This is a genomic window from Caproicibacterium sp. NSD3 (assembly GCF_053613275.1).
In genome coordinates this window covers 1982033-2002170 of the sequence record NZ_CM132119.1, presented here as the reverse complement: position 1 = coordinate 2002170, position 20138 = coordinate 1982033, and the positions used below count along the sequence as shown (strand labels likewise).

Here is a 20138-nt window from a genome sequence, read left to right as displayed (position 1 = left end):
ATTCTCCTTTCTTATTTGGCTAATTCATACATCGCTGCTGCGATGATTTTACAATTTTCAATGAGGCGGCTGATTTCCATAAATTCATCAGGCTTATGTTCCCGCACTTCGTCTCCCGGGAAGATCGGACCAAAAGCGAGTGTGTTCGGGATCGTCTTTGCATAGGTACCGCCGCCGATACATTTCGGCTTCGCATCCTGCCCAGTTTGCTGCCGATAGACTTTCAAAAGTTTCTGAACTAGTTCTGAATCCGGTGCCATGTAAAGGCTCTTTTTATGAGTAAGGGAAGTGCGCTCAAAACCTGCTTCTGCGAAAGCTTTTTCTACAATCGGGCCGCAGTCGTCGAAACTCTTGGAGACTGGATAACGATAGTTGATTTTTACATAAATTTTATGCTCGTCTCCCGAAACAATGCCTAAATTAAAGGTGAGCGGGCCGGAATCCTGATCTTCCATTGCAATTTTGAGGGATTTTCCATCGCATTCCATGCCAATTTTTTCTGCGAGAAATTGAATTGCCTGCGCGATGTCCCCCGTAAGAGGAAGATGGCTTAACGAAAGCATTAATCGACCGATCGCATTTTCTCCTTCCCATGGAGTGCCGCCGTGGGCACCGATTCCGGCAGCTTCTATTTTAAATCCGGTATTAGTGCGAGAAACAGTCACTTTCTCTTCTTTTAAAGCCAATGCTTTTTCGGTAAGGATAGGAGAACATGTAAATTCAGCTGTTGCATGATTAGGAACAATATTGTGTGCGGTGCCGCCCTGCAAATGAAGAAGTTTGATATTACCGCTTTGCGTGAGCTTCTTTGTATATTCTTCGGTAATTAATCCTTTTTCGCCGTTAATTACAGGATATTCACCATCAGGAGTAAATCCCATTACCGGGATCTCTCCGCCGTTTTTGATGTAGAATTTCATATCAGCACTGCCGGTTTCTTCATTTACACCGAATAAAATTCGGATGCGGTGCTTGAGGGGAAGACCGGATTCTTTGATTGCTTTGAGTGCATAGAGTGCTGCTATCGTAGGCCCTTTATCGTCCATAGAACCTCTGCCGTAAATCTTTCCGTCTGTTACTAGGCCTTCATAAGGAGGAATGCTCCAGCCTTCCCCTTCTGGGACTACATCGAGATGTCCTAGAACAGCCACCATTTTTGGACCGTTTCCATATTCACACCAACCGATGTGGTTCTCCCAATTTTGTACCGCAAAGCCCATATCCTTTGCAAGGCTTAGTACATACTGTAGACATTCCTGCACTTTTTCCCCATATGGATATCCACTTTTATCGTCTTCGTAGACGCTGCGGATCTGAATGCATTTTTGCAGATCTTTGGTGAGGGCATCTTTTTGAGAGTCAATCCAATCGTTTATATTCATGATAATTTCCTCCTAAAAATAAAAATGAAAACCAGCAAGACAGAGCAAAAGAGTTCTGTCTTTGCTGGTTTTCAAAAAGCTTCCAATATGTGTGCAGAGCATATTCGCAGAATGAAACAGCAAAAATCAAATTTTTAAATTTAATTACGATGTATTTAGAGTTTTGCTTTTGCCGCCAAATATTTTTTACTGGCATCTTTCATCGAGGCCAAGATAGCTTTTTCTGAAGAACCATAATATCGTCTGTTTAGTTCTTTTTCAAGAATAGGCAAGTCGGCGGTAATCGATTTTCCAATAAAAATTTTTTGAATAAAACGTTCTGTCAAATCCAGAGAATGTGTACAGTTCATATCCATGATTTTATCCGTTAGAGGGTTAATTTCAAATACCATGTAAAAAGAACCATATATTTTGGTGATGGCATTTTCTACATTGGTTCTGGCTTCTCCTACAATAAAAAGGGACTGCTTTTCCATAGCCTTTTGCCGACCTCCTTTTTTAAATTATATCTAAAATAGATTATAAAGTCAACTTAATATTGCAAGATTTGTGCACTTTATCCATTACATATCACGGTTTCATTCTTTGAGTCCGATTTTTCTAGGGAAATTTCTGTGTGAGGCGTTATTTGATGGAAAAAAGTATGTGTTTCGTCGATTACAACATTTCTCAGTCCCAAAAGGCCTACTAAATTTGGAAAAGCCATCAAGGCATTTGTAATATCGGCTAAAAGCCAGATGGGTTCCAGAGAAAGAAAAGGAGCCAGTGCGATTGCAATCAGATAAGCTGCTTTAAAAGGACGAATGCATTTAACGCTGTTTGTCAGATAAACCATACAGCGTTCTCCGTAATAAGACCAACCGATAATGGTAGTGAAGGAGAAGAAGATAATTCCGATTGTGATGAGATATGTCCCGATTCCACCAGGAAGGCTGCTGTTATAGGCTGCGTTGGCAAGTGGACTTCCGCTTAAATCTGTGCTGTTAAGCATTCCGCTTGTTAAAATTACAATTCCTGTCATTGTGCAGGTAATAATCGTCGTAAAAAATACACTGGTCATGGCAATCAGTCCTTGTCGTACACAGGAATTACTTTTGGCCGCTGCAATTACAATAGGAGAAGAACCAAGACCGGCTTCATTGGTATAGACGCCGCGCGCAACACCGGTACGCATTGAGGTCATGACCGAGATAATGCCGGTGCCTGCCGCACCTCCGAGCATAGCAGTCGGGTGAAATGCGCTGTAAAAGATATTGGAAAAAGTCTGCGGAATCGCTTCTCGATTCAGTATTATTATAATCAGAGATCCGAAAATGTAGAACCCGGCCATAAACGGTACTACGAATTCTGCTACTTTCGAGATAGAACCGATACCGCCCAGAATGACAGCAGCGACTGTTATGGTAATGATAAGACCGCTGATCCAAACCGGCGTTCCGAATGAATCATGTACCGATTCCGTGATGGCGTTAACCTGCGGAAAAGTACCGCAGCCCAGTAGAGCGGTGATTGCTCCAAATAATGCAAACATTTTTGCAAGCCAGATCCACTTTTCCCCAAGCCCATTTTGAATGTAATACATTGGTCCGCCGGCGATGTGCCCGTTTTCATCAAGAGAACGGTATTTGACAGCAAGCAATCCTTCTGCGTATTTAGTGGCCATTCCGACAAAAGCAGAGATCCACATCCAGAACATGGCACCCGGTCCGCCGATTCGCAGCGCTGTCGCCACGCCAACAATACTGCCGGTGCCGATGGTGGCTGCCAGCGTGGTGCAGAGAGAGCCAAAAGCCGAAACATCCCCTGCACCTTCTTCTTTTTCAAAGATCGCTTTCATCGCACGGGGCAGCTTTATAATTTGCAGAAGATGTAATCGTATGGTGAAATACAGCCCGGTTCCGATTAGTAAAATCAGAGTAGGCGGCCCCCAAACAACGGATTGAATTTGTGTTAGAATGTTCGTAACAGCTTCCATATGCATTTCTCTCTTTTCTGAAATAAAAATAAAAAACCAGCAAAGAAAAAGTTTTTTACTTTTTCTTTGCTGGTTTTCATTTTTGAAACATAAGAGTAACCTTATGGCGTTTATTAAATGAAGCAGCCGATTGCTAAGATGGCTTTATTATTGTTCCGTAACATCTCTTTGTCAAGAGGAAAGTGTAATATTTGTAATAAATTATAAACAGTCAAAACAATTTATAGTCAATATAACAAATTATCGAGAACGCATTTTTGAAGAGTGTGTCGCTTGGGGGTAGGAAGGAATTTCATAGAAAAATCTCTGTAAAAGAGTCTATAAATATAGTATAATAAAAACAAAAATTTAATTAGAACAGGAGAATCTCATGGAACTGCTTTTTATCAATGCACACTTGATGGATCCTGCAGCCGGATTGGATCAAATGGGGAGCCTTCTCTGCAGGGACGGTAGGATTGCTGCGCTCTGCAGAGAAGCTGATCAGACGGCTTCGGAAAAGGCAGAACGGATTGATTGTAAGGGACTGATCCTTTCTCCGGGACTAGTTGATATGCATGTTCATCTGAGAGATCCTGGTTTTATGGAAAAAGAAGATATTTTGTCCGGCTGCTGTGCTGCTGCAGCGGGTGGGGTGACAAGCCTTTTGTGTATGCCTAATACAAATCCTGCACTTGATTCACCGGAAACAATTGAATATGTTTTGAAAAAAGCAGAAAAAGCAGATGCGCATGTTTATCCGGCAGGCGCGATCAGCAAAGGACTCAAAGGGGAGATCCCAACAGATCTTGCAGCCTTAAAAAAGGCTGGAGCAATCGCGTTTTCTGATGATGGAAGGCCGGTTCTTCATACTTCGATGATGGCGTCTGCCATGCAGGAGGCTAAAAAGCTCAGAGCCCCTATCTTAGCACATTGTGAAGATCTCGATGTTACGAAAAATGGAAAGATCAATGAAGGGATTGTTTCAAGAGAACTGGGTATCCCGGGAATTCCGCGTGCAGCAGAAGACTGCGGGACTGCAAGGGAATTAGCACTGGCAGCTGCTTATGAAGTCGGCGTGCATATCTGCCATGTCAGTACCAAGGAGAGCGTTTCTCTGATTCGGGATTATCAGAAAAGAGGAGTTCCTGTTACCTGCGAAACGGCGCCGCATTATTTTGCACTGACCGAGGAGGAACTTCTGAAAAGAGACGCAGATGCGCGGATGAGCCCGCCGCTTCGAACGGAAAAGGACCGTCTGGCAATTATAAAGGGTCTGCAGGATGGAACGATTGCAGTGATTGCAACAGACCATGCACCGCATACTCCGCAGGAGAAAACAGACTTTTTAAAGGCTCCAAATGGAGCGGTCGGGATGGAAACCAGTCTTGCGGCGGGGATCACTTATCTTGTGAGGCCGGGATTCCTTTCCATGATGCAGCTTTTGGAGAAGATGAGCACCATTCCGGCAAAAATTCTGCACTTGCCTGCGGGAACTCTGGCAGTTGGAGCGCCTGCCGACCTGATTCTTTTTGATCCGGATTTTTGCTGGCGGGTAGATCCGAATTCTCTGCACGGGAAAAGCCGAAATGCGGTATTTAAAGGAAAAACGCTTTTTGGAAAGGTAGAGCGTACTTTTTTGAATGGAAAATGTGTATTTATAGATTCATAAGAGATTATTTTCCCCGAAATCGGAAAATTCAAAGGAGCGATAATAATGGATAGACTGATCGACGCAATCATTGCAAAACAGAATCCGACAGTAGCAGGGCTTGATCCTAAATTGAGCTATATCCCGGATTTTATTAAAAACGCCTCTTTTTCCAAATACGGAAAAAATTTAGAGGGAGCGGCAGACGCAATTCTGCAGTTTAACCGCGGGTTGATTGATGCAATTTCTCCGATTGTTCCGGCGGTCAAGCCTCAGTGCGCCTATTATGAACAATATGGTTGGCAGGGAATGAGAGCACTTTATGAGACCATTCGATATGCACAGGGAAAAGGTTTGTTTGTCATTACAGACGGAAAAAGAAACGATATCGGAACAACCATGGAAGCATATGCAAAAGCACATCTCGGTGTTGTTGGGGTAGAGGGAGAATTGGTTCCAGCCTTTGACAGCGATGCTTTGACAGTGAATCCTTATCTGGGTGCGGACGGAATTAAACCACTTCTGCCGGTCTGTGAAGAGCGCGATCGTGATGTCTTTGTTCTGATTAAAACGAGTAATCCTTCCTCCGGTGAACTGCAGAATCAAAAATTGGAAACAGGAAAGACGCTTTATTCTACAGTCGGAATGCTCTGCGAAAAATGGGGTGCCGAAACGATCGGAAAGTATGGCTATAGCAGAGTTGGTGGTGTTGTGGGCGCGACTTATCCTGCGCAGCTTTCGGAACTGCGCAAAAAGCTTCCCCATACCTTTTTCCTTGTCCCGGGATACGGTGCGCAAGGCGGCGGCGCCAAAGACGTTGCACCTGCCTTTGACGAAAAAGGGCTTGGAGCGATCGTCAACGCTTCCAGAAGCATTATGACCGCATGGCAGCAGGCCAGTGCAGAAGAACAATATTTTGCAAAAGCAGCGGCACGGGAAGCAATGCGTATGAAAGAGGATATTCTTTCTCAGATCGGAGAAATCAAAGCATGAAGTATGATGTTTGGCATGGGACCGTTATTCGGAAAGAAGTATTGACACAGGACATTTTTGATTTTACCGTAGAGGCTCCAACATTGGCTCCTATGGTGAAACCAGGACAGTTTGCAAATATTTTGGTGCCGAATAAAATTCTGCGTCGGCCAATCTCAATCTGCAGCGCCGAGAATGGCTGTTTGCGCTTTGTTTTTCAGATCCGTGGAGAAGGAACCCAACTCCTTTCCCATTTTCAAGTAGGAAATACGCTCGATTTTTTGGCTCCGTTGGGGAATGGATTTCCGGTGGAAGATCCTCAGAAAAAGGCCATCTTCGTCGGGGGCGGAATCGGTGTTCCTCCACTTTTGGGACTTGCACAGAAATACGGAAAAAACGGGACCGCAGCTTTGGGGTTCCGTTCTAAAGAAGCAGTGATTTTGGAAAAGGATTTTGCCGCTGCGGGGAGTACTGTCAAAATTGCAACGGATGACGGCAGCTTTGGCCGTCATGGGTTTGCTGCCGATTTTTTGGAGGAAACTTCGTTTGATATTTGTTATGCCTGTGGCCCAAAACCAATGCTGAAAGCAGTATCAAAATTATGTAAACAAATGAACAAGCCATGCTGGATTTCTTTGGAAGAACGCATGGCCTGTGGGATAGGCGCATGCCTTGGCTGTGCCGTGGAACTTAAGAGAGCAAACGGAGAAAGCTATTATGGCCATGTCTGTAAAGATGGACCAGTCTTTTTCTCAGAGGAGGTGGTTCTGTGAGTGAACGTCTGCATGTAAACATTGCGGGGGTCGATTTTGAAAATCCTCTGATTGCAGCTTCCGGCACTTTCGGGTTCGGACGGGAATTTGCAGAGTTTTATCCGTTAAAAACGTTTGGAGGAATTTCCTGCAAAGGGCTTACCTTAAAGGAACGTGCGGGAAATCCACCACCGAGAATTGCGGAGACGCCCAGCGGAATCCTTAATTCTGTCGGGCTTCAAAACCCCGGTGTAGAGCATTTTATTCGGGAAGATCTGCCATGGATCAAACAGCAGGGTCCCATTATCATTGCAAATATTGCGGGGAGTACGGTGGACGATTATTGTCAGATGGCACAGCGCCTTTCCCAAACGGAAGTCGATCTGATAGAGCTCAACATTTCCTGCCCGAACGTTAAAGAAGGCGGGGCAGCTTTTGGAACCTCCTGCGAAAGCGTAGAGAAAATTACAAAAGCAGTGCGAGCGTTTTGCAAAAAGCCGCTGATTGTAAAGCTTTCACCTAACGTCTCAAATATTGCAGATATCGCTGCAGCAGCAGAGTTGGGCGGCGCCGATGCAATTTCTTTGATCAATACCCTTACCGGAATGCGGATCGATTTAAAAACCCGTCGTCCAATTCTACACAATAACACCGGAGGATTAAGCGGCCCGGCTGTCTTTCCGATAGCGGTACGAATGGTCTTTGAAGCGGCTTCTCGGGTGAAAATTCCGGTGATCGGCCTAGGGGGAATCACTTCTTGGCAGGATGTGGTGGAGATGTTCCTTGCGGGTGCGTCTGCGGTTCAGATTGGGACAGCCTTGTTTCATGACCCTTATGCGCCGGTAAAAATCCTGGAAGGACTTGAGCAATATCTCAGCAAAAACGGAATTTCTAATATCAGTGAGCTAACCGGGAAGGTGCAGCCATGGTGACAACAGTTTATCTGATTCGGCATTGCGAGGCGCAGGGCAATACGAATGGTACTTTTCAGGGGCATACAGACTGTGATGTCAGCGGAAATGGAAGAGTACAGCTCGATCTGCTCAGCATTCGCTGCCGCAATCTGCCGTTGGATGCCATTTATTCGAGCCCTTTAAAACGTGCTTACTGTACAGCAGAGGCTGTCGGTCGGTATCATAAGCTCAAAATTCAGACAGATCCCCGTTTGGAAGAAATTAACGGAGGCGACTGCGAAGGAACCCGATGGGATGATTTTTCCAAGAATTTTCCGCAGCAGAATCAAGAGTGGTATCAGGCGCCGTGGAAATTTGTGGCGCCTCATGGCGAAACCATGCGGCAGGTCTATGATAGAACTTGGCAGGCAATGGAAGACATTGTGGAGAAAAATCAGGGGAAGACCATTGCGGTCGTTTCCCATGGCTGCGCAATCCGGAATCTTCTCTGCCATGCAATGGGGAAAAAGCTAGAGCAGATCAACGAGGTGGATTGGTGCGATAATACAGCCGTCAGCGTTTTGAAGTTTACATCCCCAAAGGATCTCCCCAAAATTGTGCTTTTAAATGATGCTTCTCATTTGACTCCGGAAGTTTCTGTTTTTGCACATCAGGGTTGGTGGAAAAAAGAAAATCAGATGGAGGAACCGTCATGAAGATTCTTGCAGTCGATTTGGGACATGCCCGCACAGGCCTTGCGATCTGTGACGAAGGAGAAATTTTAGCTTCTCCTCTGATGGTGCTGCCGTCTTATAACTGGGATAAACTTTTGATTCAAGTGGCAGAGCAGGTGGAAAAAACCGGTGCCGGTGCCGTTGTGGTCGGTCTTCCAAAAAATATGGACGGAACAGAGGGCGAAAGCGCTCAGAACGCACGAGATTTTGCGCAGAAGCTTTCGGAGAAGGTTTCGGCTGCTGTTCATTTGCAGGATGAACGGTGTACAACGATGGTGGCTCATACTTATCTTAACGATACAAATGTGCGTGGAAAAAAGCGGAAAGCGGTTGTTGATGCCGTCGCTGCAACGATCATCTTACAGGATTATTTGAGCGCGCATTCTTGACTTTTATCCAAAAATTGATATACTAATTATTAGATGATTATCTAAATGATTAGAAAGAGAGGGTCTAATATGGCGTTTCAAAAAACGTTTAAAGCGCTGTCGGATCCCACTCGGCGAGATATTTTGGAGCTGTTGAAAAGTGGTAGCCGGTCGGCGGGGGATATTGGAAATCATTTTGATCTGACAGGCGCTACGGTTTCGCATCATCTTGCGATTTTAAAAGAAGCTGATCTGGTTCGGGATAAAAAAGCAGGAAAATTTGTTTATTATGAATTAAATCTAAGCGTCTTTGAAGAATTGATGGCGTGGGTAACCAAATTTACGGGGGAGAAAAAGTGAAACGAATTTTTGAGAAAGATATTTTTGGACTGATTAGTATTGTTTTAATCGGTTTGATAGTAGCGGCTGTTTCTTACCCCAGTCTGCCGGAGCAGATCCCCACGCACTGGGGTATTACAGGAGAAGCAGATTCAACAGATGGAAAATGGGCCATCTTTTTTTATCCGCTTTTCATGTTGGCACTTTTGATTTTCCTTCGGATACTGCCAAAGATTGATCCCAAAAAGGAAAACTATCAAAAATTTGGACGGCAATATAACATCATCCAGCTGGTACTTTGTCTGTTTATGCTGATGATGGAAATTTATGTGATCTTATGGTGCCGCGGCATGAAATTTGATATGGGAACAGCCGTTATGCTGATTGTAGGATGCTTATTTGTCATTTTAGGAAATCTGATGCCAAAATTTCGCGTTAACTGGTTTTGCGGGATTCGTACACCGTGGACACTTGCGAATGAAGAGGTTTGGTATTGTACGCATCGCTTTGGGGGAAAGGCCTTTTTCTGTGCCGGTTTTTTGATGATTCTTTCAGCTTTTTTACCTGCCTTTTGGAAGACAGCGGCGTTTGTTGGTGAGGGAATTTTGTTAATTTCACCGGTCGTTTATTCTTATTTTTGCTATCGGAAGCAGAATCCGAAACCTTAAAGGAAGGGAAGTAAAGAAAATGGCGCTCGGAATTGTTTTAATGGTTCTTGCGGCAGTTTTGTTAATTTTTGCGGGAATGTGCGCAATGGAAAAGGGACCTGTTTGGTCACTGACCTACTTTTCGGCTTCGGAAAAAGAGCGGGAAGAGCTAAAAACAAAAGAAAATTATCGGCTTTCGGCACTGATTTGCGGTGGAGCAGGAATTGCATTTTTGGTGGTTGCCTGTGTTCTCCTTTTTAGATGAGCAGTAGTCGAGAAAAAAGAATAAGTGCAGCAAAAAGCAGCCAATCAGTTCTTTGATACTGATTGGCTGCTTTTAACTTTTAAGGGACTTTATTTTGTTGGGATCGAAGTCGGACAAGCACAGGACTCGCATTCCGGAATTTCACCGACAAATGGAGTCGGGTCGATCCCCTTGCGCTTATAGTAGTCGCCGACGGCTGCTTTAATTGCTTGTTCCGCTAGAACAGAACAGTGTACCTTCACCGGCGGAAGTCCATCCAGAGCCTCCATAACTGCCTTGTTCGTCAGCTTCAAAGCGTCCCGAATGCTTTTGCCTTTGATCAGTTCTGTTGCCATGCTGCTGGTGGCGATTGCTGCACCGCAGCCAAAGGTCTTAAATTTAACATCGGTAATAATATCGTTTTCTACTTTAATATACATCCGCATGATATCGCCGCAGCGGGGATTGCCTACTTCACCAATACCATTTGCGTCTGGAATTTCGCCAACATTGCGAGGATGTGCGAAATGATCCATTACTTTCTCACTATATGCCATATTGATTCCTCCTAAAATTCATTTAAAAATATTTTTAGCAAACCAAAGCTTCACGCCTAATTTTATCAGTCGTAATTGATTGGGAAATGCACTTTTCCTTCCTTGATTTCTTCCCATAGCGGAGAGAAGCTGCGCAGATAGTTGACAATCTTGGGAACTTCCTGGAGAAGAAAATCAACATCTTCTTCGGTATTCTGGTCGCCGAAAGAAATTCTCAGAGAGCCATGAGCAATCTCATGCGGAAGTCCGATGGAGAGAAGTACGTGGCTTGGGTCCAGACTTCCGGAAGTGCATGCAGACCCGGAAGAAGCACAGACACCACGCAGATCAAGCTGCAGCAGAAGGCTTTCTCCTTCGACACCTTCAAAGCACATGTTTACGTTGCCGGGCAGCCGATGCTCACGATCTCCGTTGATGTGGCTGCGCTCAATTTTGAGCAGGCCGTCAATCAAACGGTCACGCATCTTGGAGAGACGGGCAGCCTTTTCATCGATATGGTCGCAGGCATTCTTAAGTGCTACGCTCATTCCAACGATTCCGGCGACATTTTCTGTGCCGGCACGATGGCCTTTTTCCTGTGCGCCGCCTTCAATCAAGTTCGGCAGAATAATTCCTTTTCTAATATAAAGAGCACCAACACCCTTTGGACCATGAAATTTATGTGCGGAAATGGAGAGCATGTCGATATTCTGTGCTTTTACATCGATATGAATATTTCCTGCAGCCTGTACGGCATCCGTATGGAAAAGGACACCATGCTTTTTGCAGATCGCACTGATTTCGGGGATCGGCTGAATCGTGCCAATCTCGTTATTCGCATACATGATCGTGACAAGCGCAGTATCCGGGCGAATGGCTGCTTCCAGTTCTTCCGGGCGCACAAGACCGTTATGATGCACATTCAGATAGGTGACTTCGAATCCTTCCTTTTCCAGGACGGCACAGGTATGAAGAACTGCATGATGCTCAAATTTACTGGTGATAATATGCTTTTTTCCTTTTTTGGCCATCAGGTGAGCGACCCCTTTGATGGCCCAGTTGTCTGCTTCGCTTCCGCCGGAAGTGAAATAGATTTCATCAGGTTCTGCGTTGAAACATCCGGCAATGGATGCACGGGCCTCTTCCAGAGCTTTCTTTGCCTTGCGGCCTACAGAATAGAGACTGGAAGCGTTGCCGAATCCTTCGATAAAATAAGGCTCCATGGCTTTTAAAGCCTCAGGAGAAACCGGCGTCGTTGCGGAATTGTCTACATAAATTAGTCTGTCCATGTTTCTACCTTCTTCATTTTAAAATTGAGCAGAATTGCTTCTGCAGATCTAATTGAATTCTTTACGAGACTAATGTACACCATTTTAGTATACATTTCAAGGGCTTTTTCAAAAAACCTACTAAAATAATAGAAATATAAAATAAAAATAAAAAAAGACGAAAAACATTTCATCTTTTTTAGTATCTTTCTATATTTTTTTGACTTTATTCCTTTTGAGAACGGTATTTAACAGATTGTGCAACTGCCAGTTGATCGCAGCGCTCATTTTCCGGATGGCCGGCGTGTCCTTTTACCCAGCAGAAAGTGACCTTGTGGCGTTCTAAAAGCTGTAAAAGCTGATCCCAAAGATCAGAGTTAAGAGCCGGCTTTTTATCGGCTTTACGCCAGCCGTTTCGTTTCCAAGAGCGTGCCCACCCCTTATTGATTCCATCGCAGACGTATCGACTATCGCTGGTCAGGGTTACTAGACAAGGTTCTTTTAAACAGTGGAGCGCTTCAATTACGCCGGTCAGTTCCATGCGATTATTGGTCGTTTGAGCTGCACCGCCGGAAAGCTCTTTTGTTTTTCCATTATAAGAAAGAATGGCACCCCAACCTCCGGGGCCGGGATTGCCGGAACAAGCACCGTCTGTAAAAATTGTGACTTCTTTCATAAGATAAGAGGTTCCTTTCAGAATATATCGAAAAACATAAATTTTATTTTTTTATTATAACATGGATTCCACATTAAATCGATTACTTTTCCCGTTTTGTGGGAATACTCGAAAAAGAGAAATGCGACGGCTTGACACCGTTTTAGAATCCATGTACAATAGTTTTGATATATGTGTTCGGCTTAATTGTATTTTGTGTGAGAAAAAGGAAATTTTGTCTAAAACTTGATATCAAATCCTCTTTGATAAAAGTGGATTTTTTGGTAAGCGTTCTTATTTTAAAAAATTAAAAATAAAGGAGTATTTTGTTTTTTCTTGGCACCGGATGCAGGAAAAAATAGGCTCCAAATGGAGGTTTCTTCTGTGATTGAAAAAAAGAATATGCAAAAGCAAACTCCCCTCTATGGGAAGGTGGATGCACAGGCAAAGCCTGCCGACCAGTTTTTAGGGGGAGGGATTGTCCTGCCTACTCCGAAGACGGAGATGCCAAAAAAGGCAGAGATGCCAAAAAAGGCGGAGGCGCCAGCAAAGGCAGAAACGCCCACGAAAGATCAGGCAGCAAAGCAATATCATTATCGTCGCCCGCGCAGACCGGCACCGAAAAAGATTGAACCGGTTGTGAATGGGCAGGCGACTGTCTCTTCGGAGCATCGAGCACCGGAGGCTGCACAAAAACCAAAGAATATGCAAAATCAAAACACAAAGCAGAATATGCAGCGCAGCAGAAGGCCACGCACGAATCGTGCACTGAAGCCTTCTATTAAGGTATATTTTCTTGGCGGACTCAATGAAGTTGGCAAAAACTTTACCCTTTTTGAGTGCGGCGATGACATGATGATTGTGGACTGTGGAATGGCGTTTCCCGATGACGATATGCTGGGTGTCGATTTGGTCCTTCCGGATTTTACATTTGTAGAGCGCAATGTAGATAAGATTCGTGGAATTGTTGTAACCCATGGTCATGAAGACCATATTGGAGGACTTCCGTATCTACTCAAGAAGGTAAATCTGCCAATTTATGCAACACGTTTGACACTGGCCTTAATTGAAGGAAAATTAAAAGAACAAGGCCTTAATAATAAAGTAAAAATGTATGAGACGAAGCCCGGAGACCGCGTAAAACTCGGTTGTATGGAAGTGGAATTCATTCATGTAAACCATTCCATTCCAGATGCCGTAGGACTTGCGATTCACTCTCCGGCAGGCACGATTGTCCATACTGGAGATTTTAAAATCGACTGTACGCCGACTTGGGGTGACATGATCGATCTTGGTCGCTTTGCACAACTTGGCGAGGAGGGCGTCCTTGCGCTGCTCGCGGATTCTACCAATGCAGAACGTCCCGGTTTTACGCAGACGGAAAGTCGGATTGCAACTTCTTTTGAGAATCTGTTTCGCCGTGCAGACAAAAGCCGCATTATTGTAGCCACTTTTGCAAGCAATATCGGCAGAGTGCAGCAGATTATTGATTGTGCAGTAAAGTATGGGCGTAAAGTGGCACTTTCCGGGCGCAGTATGCTTAATGTGATGGGAATTGGCGTGGAAAAAGGCTATCTCCATGTGCCGGAAGGCGTTTTAATCGATATTGATTTGATTAAAAAATACCCGCCGGAGCAGATTGTCTTGGTTACAACCGGTAGCCAGGGAGAGCCTATGAGCGCTTTATCCCGTATGGCATTTGCCGATCACCGCAAGGTGGAAGTAGGGCCGGGGGACTTTATTATTATTTCTGCGCGTCCGATTCCCGGCAATGAAAAATCAGTTGGAAATGTAATTGATGAATTGATGAAGCGCGGCTGCGAAGTCGTTTATGAGTCCATGTATGAGATTCATGTTTCCGGCCATGCCTGCCAGGAAGAGCTCAAATTAATGCAGGGCATTGTCAAACCGAAATATTTTATTCCAGTGCATGGGGAGCAGAAAATGCTGCAGAAACATGCGCGCCTTGCCTATTCCATGGGAAAAACGCCGCAGGAAGTCTGTATTGCCGATATCGGCGATGTTGTGGAAATCAACGAAAACTATATGAAAAAACTGGCACCGGTCCCCGCAGGACGCGTCCTTGTAGATGGACTTGGAGTAGGGGATGTAGGCAGTATTGTCCTGCGTGACCGTAAACATTTGGCTGAAGATGGTCTGATTGTTGTTGTCTGTACAATTTCCGCCGACAGTGGACATGTAGTAGCCGGGCCGGACGTTGTTTCGAGAGGGTTCGTTTATGTCAGAGAAAATGAATCCCTGATGGATGATGCGAAAGATCTTGTTTATTCAGTGCTTGAAAATTGTGCGGGAAATGGAATTCGGGATTGGGGAACGCTCAAAACGCATATCAAGGACGCCCTTTCCCATTTGCTGTATGACCGTACTCGCCGCAGTCCAATGATTTTGCCGGTAATTATGGAGGTTTGACCTTTTTCCTTAAATAAGGTCTGCAAAAAGAGGTAAGGAAAGAATTATGAAACACAGAGTATGGGTATCTTCGCCAATTTATTTAGTTTTGGCGGTCATCATGCTGGTTATGGCCTGCTTCTCTTTTCCATGGAGCCGCGCAGTATTCGCGGTGGAGATGGGGTTAGCAGTCGTCGCTGTTATGGTGGTACTAATCTCTAATTTCTATTTTCGCAGCTATGTGGGGACTTCTGTAAAAGCAGCGGAAAAAGTGCTTTCACTGAATGAAACGTCAGCATTGCAGCAATTTACAATGCCGGTGGCGCTTTCGGGGCCAGCGGGCGATGTTGTCTGGGTAAATGACGCATTTGTCAATACGATCAGCCCGCATAAAGAGTGTCGGGGTGAAAATGTTCTGCACTTTATTTATCCCCATACTTTAGAGCAGATTCTCAAAAATGCAGGAACAGATGTGACAATCGATCAACGTCAGTATACCGTATTTGCTGCAAAGACAAAATTAGGCTGTCTACTCTATTTTATTGATGATACTTATTATAAGGAAATCAACAGAGAATATGTGGATCGTCATCCAGTGGTGTGCCTTGCATACTTTGATAATCGGGAAGAGCTGGCGAGGGATATTAGTTCCTCGGATGATAACCGAATTGCTTCCGAAGTGGAAAATGTGCTTTTTAGCTGGGCACAGAGCATGGGCGGATTTTCCTATCGTATCAATAATGGGCGCTATCTGATTTTAAGCGATGAAATGCACATCCGAGAGGAAATGGAACATCGTTTTCAGATTCTCGATACCATCCGTAATATTAAGTCGGCGGATCACCGAAGTGCTACCGTTTCAATTGGAATCGGCAGAGGTGCAAATTCTCAGCAGGCCAGTGAAGAATGGGCTCGCCGCGCGCTGGATATGGCATTGGGACGCGGCGGCGATCAGGTTGCGGTAAAACAGAAAGATGATTCTTATGAGTTCTTTGGAGGACTTTCCAAAGGGGTGGAAAAGCACGATAAGGTGCGTACCCGCGTAATTGCCGCAACGCTTTCCGATCGGATCAGACAGAGCGATACGGTGCTGATTATGGGCCATAAGTTTAGCGACCTGGACGCAATCGGCTCATCAATCGGATTATGGAGCGCAATTACCCGCGCATTGCAAAGACCTGCATACGTCGTTGTTAATGAAGCGCAGAGCCTTGCCGGCCCGTTGATTCAAAAGATGAACGATGACGGAGAAGGGGATTGCTTTCTTTCTCCGAATGATGCACTGGCATTAGTTTCTCCCCGTACTCTTTTAGTTGTGATGGATACCCATAGTCCGGAATTCGTAGAGAGTCCGGAATTGCTGAAAGCGGTTTCTAAAGTGGTGGTTATCGACCATCATCGCCTGATGGTAAAGCATATCGAAAATGCTGTGGTCTTTTATCATGAACCATATGCCAGCTCGACCTCTGAGATGGTAGCGGAACTCGTACAGTATATCGGTGAAAATGTGTTGACCCGTACAGAGGCAGAAGCACTTTTGGCAGGCATTATGCTGGATACCAAGAGCTTTTCTCTTAAAACAGGGGTGCGTACTTTTGAAGCTGCAGCTTATCTGCGCCGACGGGGTGCGGATACGGTAACGGTCAAACGGTTATTTTCCGACAGTTTTGATACATATAAAACAAAGTATCGGATCGTTTCCAGCGCAGATCTTTTGGACGGCTGTGCAGTTGCTTATACGGAACAGGAGCTGCCAAATCTTAAAATTGCTTCCGCTCAGGCGGCGGATGAGCTTTTGACGATTGAAGGCGTAATGGCTTCATTTGTAATCTATCCTTCAGACGGAGTCATGAATGTTTCTGCCCGCAGTATGGGGGATATCAATGTTCAGCTTGTGATGGAGGCAATGGGCGGCGGCGGTCACCTTACCATGGCAGGAGCCCAAATTAAAGATGCAACGGTGGAACAAGTACGCAGCCAGCTAATAGAAATTTTGCGCGCCGGGATCGGCCGCGGAACGATTCAGAAAAAATAGGAGGGCTTTTTGATGAAGGTTGTTTTGTTGGCAGATATAAAATCTCACGGAAAAAAAGGGGAACTGGTGAATGTAAGCGACGGCTATGCCCGCAATTATCTTTTTCCCCATAAATTAGCAAAAGAAGCAAATGCAGAGGCGATGAACGAAATCCGCAATGCGGAAGCTTCTAAAGCCCACAAGATTGCGGTAGAAACAGAAAATGCAGAAGCGGCGGCAAAACTTTTGAACGGAAAAAGTTTAAAGATCACTGCGAAAGCCGGCCAGGGAGGTAGACTCTTTGGTTCGGTTACTGCAAAAGAAATTGCAGAAAAGCTTCAGAAAGATTATAATGTAACTGCTGATAAGCGGAAAATCGTCCTCGATACAGAGATTAAAGCTTTCGGCACTTATAATTGCGAGATCAAGCTTTATAATGGCGTCTCTGCAAAAATTTATATTGTTGTATCAGAAGCTTAAACAAAAATGATACTGAGGTGATCGCGGACGAACTTTTCGTTTGCGGTCGCTTTTATTCCATACAAGAAAGGGAGAATTTTGATGGCAGAGACTGCAAATTCCTATAATGGGCTGAATTTACCGTTTAGCCCCGAAGCAGAACAGTCTGTTCTTGGCGCGATTCTGCTGGATTCTTCCTGCCTTGATCGAGTGATGGATTTTCTGCCTAGACCGGAATATTTTTATCAGTCTAATAATGTCCTGATTTATGGAGCTATGCTCGACATGGCTTCCTTAGGGCAGTCAATTGATTTTGTAACGGTGCTTGAAAAGCTTAAGACCACAGAGAATTTTGATGAGGCGGATGGCAAAACTTATCTTTTGCAGATGATGGAGCTGGTGCCTTCCGTCAATAATGTGGAAAGCTATGCGAAGATTATCCGGGATAAATATGATGTCCGCTCTCTGATTATTGCAGCTAGAGAAATTTTGGAAGAGGCGGGGGCTGGTACCACCGATTCAGATACTTTGCTGGATGCGGCAGAACAGCGCATTTTTGATATCCGGCAGGGCAAAAATATGCAGGGGCTTCAGAAAATCAGTGAAATCCTCATGCAGACTTTTGATCGTCTGGATTTGCTCAATTCTCCCGACAAAGATCAGTTTCGCGCGATTCCAACCGGAATCAAAGCACTCGACGATACCATTACCGGGCTCAACCGAACCGATCTGGTTCTCCTTGCTGCAAGACCTGGTATGGGCAAAACCAGCTTTGCACTTAATATTGCGCGCAATGCGGCGGTTAAATGCCAAAAAAGAGTCGCCTTTTTCTCTTTGGAAATGACAAGAGAACAGTTGGTTTCCCGGTTGCTTTCCACCGAAGCTATGGTAGGAGGTGTGAAATTGCGTACCGGCAAGCTGGCGGACGATGAATGGGTACGAATTATTGAAGCCGGCGATATTCTCAATAAAACCCAGATGTATTTTGATGATAATGCAGGTATTACAGTTTCTGAAATGAAGTCCAAACTTCGTCGTCTGAGGGATGTTGACCTAGTTATTATCGACTATTTGCAGCTGATGTCCGGCGGAAAGCACATTGATAATCGAGTACAGGAGATTTCCCAGATTACCCGAAATCTTAAAGTTATGGCGAAGGAGCTCAATGTTCCGGTTATCTGCCTGTCACAGCTCTCTCGTGACAGCGAAAAACGAAATGATCACCGGCCGATGCTGTCCGATCTGCGTGATTCCGGCTCGATCGAGCAAGATGCCGATATTGTTCTATTTTTGTATCGCGAAGCGTATTATGCCAACCAGGAGAATGCTCAAGCGCCAGATCCTGACAGCGATGTTAACAGTGGCGAATGTATTGTTGCAAAGAACCGTCATGGCGAGACGCGCGCGGTTCCTCTGCATTGGCAGGGCGAATTTATGCGCTTTACCGCGCAGGAGGTAGTGCGCAATGAATGATGATTTGATCTCCGCTCAAAAAGCGGAGATTTTGCTTATTGAGCAGAAAGCCGAGCAATTGGTGGTTTCGGAAAAAATGTTTCCCAAAGGCGGAACTGTCATTGTGGGCGTTTCAGGGGGAGCGGATTCAACTGCATTGCTGCATTTTTTAAATAATCATGCGGAAAAGTGGAATCTTTCCCTAATTGCAGCGCATGTTAATCATGGACTGCGGGGAGAAAACGCCGATCATGATGAAGCTTTTGTCAAAGAATGCTGCCAAAAATGGGCAATTCCCTGCGAAGTTTTGCATGAAGATGTGGCGGCCCTTTCTAAAAAGCGCAAAGAGGGACTGGAAGCATGCGGCCGATATGTTCGTTACACGTTTTTTAAAGCCCTGGCAAAAGAAAACCGGGAAGCTGTCATCGCGACAGCGCATACGGCTTCGGACCAGGCAGAAACAGTCTTGATGCACCTTTGCCGCGGAGCCGGGGCGAGAGGTCTTTCGGGGATCTCTCCGGTTCACGAGCAGATTGTGCGGCCGTTTTTGTGCTTGACAAGAGAAGAAATTGAAGCGTATTGTAATTGGTATCATTTGTCGTATTGTGAGGACGAAACAAATCGAGATCTCGATTTTTCTCGCAATAAAATTCGTCAGCAGGTGATTCCGGTTTTAAAAACGTTAAATCCCAAGGTGGAAACTGCAGTTTCAGGAGCTGCTTTTCGCCTGCGGGAAGATGACGACTGCCTTTTTGAGATGGCAAAAAGCTCTTTGGAACAGGCGGCACGCGGCCCCGGATGGGAGACTTCCAACTTGATGAAACAGCCGCGCCCAGTGCGGCTGCGTGCGCTTTTTTTGGCCGCAAAAAAGAATGGTGCGGGAGAACTTTCTGCCGATCATCTTTTAAACTTGGATTTGCTTCTTGGGCAAGGCGGAAAAATCACGCTGACAGGAGGCCTCCACGCAGAGATTCAGCAGGGGTTTCTGTTTTTTGGGGAACCTAAAAAACAAAGGTTTTCTCTTCCTTTGTCTTTTCCTAAAACGGTTCTTCCGGATGGAAGACAACTTTTGGTACGGAAAATTTCTCAAAAAGAACTGAAAAATGATTCGAAATTTCATAATTTGTTCTTTTTTAATTTGCTGAATTATGCTACAATTAGCAAGAATACTGTAGTAAGGACCCGGTTGGAGGGCGATCGCTTTCGCCCAGCGGGAAGAGGAATTTCAAAACCGCTGCGCCGAATGATGAATGAAGCACATATTCCGCCTTATCTGCGGGAAAATTCCATTTTGTTGGAACGAGAAGGGGAAATCCTCTGGGTCGAAGGGCTTGGAGTTTCCGAATCCGCGCGGCCGGGTTTTGGCCAGCAAAGTGCGATGATTATCATAAAGGAGAACGGTTTATGAG

At 45.1% G+C, this 20138-nt stretch carries 20 protein-coding genes; 14 read left to right on the top strand and 6 right to left on the bottom strand.

All coding sequences use genetic code 11. From position 1 onward, the window contains the following. Positions 1 to 11: 11 nt before the first annotated feature. From pepV to ACVS9P_RS09890, 3 genes are all read right to left on the bottom strand, one after another. Positions 12 to 1382, bottom strand: coding sequence for a dipeptidase PepV (gene pepV / locus ACVS9P_RS09900; RefSeq protein WP_452103375.1), 1371 nt, complete (start codon positions 1380 to 1382; stop codon positions 12 to 14). Positions 1383 to 1537: 155 nt separating this feature from the next. Continuing rightward, positions 1538 to 1858, bottom strand: a complete 321-nt coding sequence (locus ACVS9P_RS09895; RefSeq protein ID WP_452103374.1) for a DUF3870 domain-containing protein — start codon at positions 1856 to 1858, stop codon at positions 1538 to 1540. A gap of 80 nt (positions 1859 to 1938) precedes the next feature. After that, positions 1939 to 3357: an alanine/glycine:cation symporter family protein gene (locus tag ACVS9P_RS09890; RefSeq protein WP_452103373.1), complete on the bottom strand. Its 1419-nt coding sequence runs from the start codon at positions 3355 to 3357 to the stop codon at positions 1939 to 1941. 370 nt (positions 3358 to 3727) lie between these two features. On the opposite strand from ACVS9P_RS09890, the gene ACVS9P_RS09885 reads away from it, so the two are divergent. The 9 genes from ACVS9P_RS09885 to ACVS9P_RS09845 all read left to right on the top strand — a co-directional run bounded on the left by ACVS9P_RS09885 (position 3728) and on the right by ACVS9P_RS09845 (position 9957). After that, positions 3728 to 5008, top strand: a complete 1281-nt coding sequence (locus ACVS9P_RS09885) for a dihydroorotase (RefSeq protein WP_452103372.1) — start codon at positions 3728 to 3730, stop codon at positions 5006 to 5008. A gap of 39 nt (positions 5009 to 5047) precedes the next feature. After that, entirely contained in the window at positions 5048 to 5980 is a 933-nt protein-coding gene (pyrF, locus tag ACVS9P_RS09880; protein WP_452104703.1) for an orotidine-5'-phosphate decarboxylase, read from the top strand. Further along, positions 5977 to 6732, top strand: a complete 756-nt coding sequence (locus ACVS9P_RS09875) for a dihydroorotate dehydrogenase electron transfer subunit (RefSeq protein WP_452103371.1) — start codon at positions 5977 to 5979, stop codon at positions 6730 to 6732. The genes pyrF and ACVS9P_RS09875 overlap by 4 nt, the downstream gene beginning before the upstream one ends. Beyond that, positions 6729 to 7643 (top strand): dihydroorotate dehydrogenase, encoded by a 915-nt coding sequence (locus ACVS9P_RS09870; protein WP_452103370.1) that lies wholly within the window; start codon positions 6729 to 6731, stop codon positions 7641 to 7643. Before ACVS9P_RS09875 ends, ACVS9P_RS09870 begins: the two co-directional genes overlap by 4 nt. Further along, positions 7637 to 8320: a histidine phosphatase family protein gene (locus ACVS9P_RS09865; RefSeq protein WP_452103369.1), complete on the top strand. Its 684-nt coding sequence runs from the start codon at positions 7637 to 7639 to the stop codon at positions 8318 to 8320. Before ACVS9P_RS09870 ends, ACVS9P_RS09865 begins: the two co-directional genes overlap by 7 nt. Continuing rightward, positions 8317 to 8727 carry a Holliday junction resolvase RuvX gene (gene ruvX / locus ACVS9P_RS09860; protein ID WP_452103368.1) on the top strand — a complete coding sequence of 137 codons (411 nt, stop codon included), beginning with the start codon at positions 8317 to 8319 and terminating at the stop codon, positions 8725 to 8727. Before ACVS9P_RS09865 ends, ruvX begins: the two co-directional genes overlap by 4 nt. Before the next feature lie 69 nt (positions 8728 to 8796). Further along, positions 8797 to 9066 (top strand): autorepressor SdpR family transcription factor, encoded by a 270-nt coding sequence (locus ACVS9P_RS09855; protein ID WP_452103367.1) that lies wholly within the window; start codon positions 8797 to 8799, stop codon positions 9064 to 9066. Further along, a complete protein-coding gene (locus tag ACVS9P_RS09850; protein ID WP_452103366.1) occupies positions 9063 to 9713 on the top strand; it encodes an SdpI family protein in 651 nt (216 codons plus the stop codon). Before ACVS9P_RS09855 ends, ACVS9P_RS09850 begins: the two co-directional genes overlap by 4 nt. Positions 9714 to 9732: 19 nt before the next feature. Continuing rightward, positions 9733 to 9957 (top strand): hypothetical protein, encoded by a 225-nt coding sequence (locus ACVS9P_RS09845; RefSeq protein WP_452103365.1) that lies wholly within the window; start codon positions 9733 to 9735, stop codon positions 9955 to 9957. A gap of 89 nt (positions 9958 to 10046) precedes the next feature. Here ACVS9P_RS09845 and nifU read toward each other — a convergent pair whose 3' ends face one another. The 3 genes from nifU to rnhA form a co-directional block, all read right to left on the bottom strand. After that, entirely contained in the window at positions 10047 to 10493 is a 447-nt protein-coding gene (gene nifU, locus ACVS9P_RS09840; protein WP_452103364.1) for a Fe-S cluster assembly scaffold protein NifU, read from the bottom strand. A gap of 65 nt (positions 10494 to 10558) precedes the next feature. Beyond that, positions 10559 to 11761, bottom strand: coding sequence for a cysteine desulfurase NifS (nifS, locus tag ACVS9P_RS09835; RefSeq protein ID WP_452103363.1), 1203 nt, complete (start codon positions 11759 to 11761; stop codon positions 10559 to 10561). Positions 11762 to 11966: 205 nt separating this feature from the next. Further along, the gene (gene rnhA / locus ACVS9P_RS09830) at positions 11967 to 12416 is read right to left on the bottom strand and encodes a ribonuclease HI (protein ID WP_452103362.1); all 450 of its coding nucleotides are present in this window, start codon (positions 12414 to 12416) and stop codon (positions 11967 to 11969) included. Between the two features lie 501 nt (positions 12417 to 12917). On the opposite strand from rnhA, the gene ACVS9P_RS09825 reads away from it, so the two are divergent. The 5 genes from ACVS9P_RS09825 to tilS all read left to right on the top strand — a co-directional run bounded on the left by ACVS9P_RS09825 (position 12918) and on the right by tilS (position 20137). Next, entirely contained in the window at positions 12918 to 14825 is a 1908-nt protein-coding gene (locus ACVS9P_RS09825) for a ribonuclease J (RefSeq protein WP_452104702.1), read from the top strand. 46 nt (positions 14826 to 14871) lie between these two features. Next, positions 14872 to 16839 carry a DHH family phosphoesterase gene (locus ACVS9P_RS09820; protein WP_452103361.1) on the top strand — a complete coding sequence of 656 codons (1968 nt, stop codon included), beginning with the start codon at positions 14872 to 14874 and terminating at the stop codon, positions 16837 to 16839. A gap of 12 nt (positions 16840 to 16851) precedes the next feature. Next, complete coding sequence (gene rplI / locus ACVS9P_RS09815; RefSeq protein ID WP_452103360.1) at positions 16852 to 17298, top strand: 50S ribosomal protein L9; 447 nt, start codon at positions 16852 to 16854, stop codon at positions 17296 to 17298. Positions 17299 to 17379: 81 nt separating this feature from the next. Next, entirely contained in the window at positions 17380 to 18750 is a 1371-nt protein-coding gene (gene dnaB / locus ACVS9P_RS09810; RefSeq protein ID WP_452103359.1) for a replicative DNA helicase, read from the top strand. Next, a complete protein-coding gene (gene tilS, locus ACVS9P_RS09805; RefSeq protein ID WP_452103358.1) occupies positions 18743 to 20137 on the top strand; it encodes a tRNA lysidine(34) synthetase TilS in 1395 nt (464 codons plus the stop codon). Before dnaB ends, tilS begins: the two co-directional genes overlap by 8 nt. Position 20138: the final 1 nt, after the last annotated feature.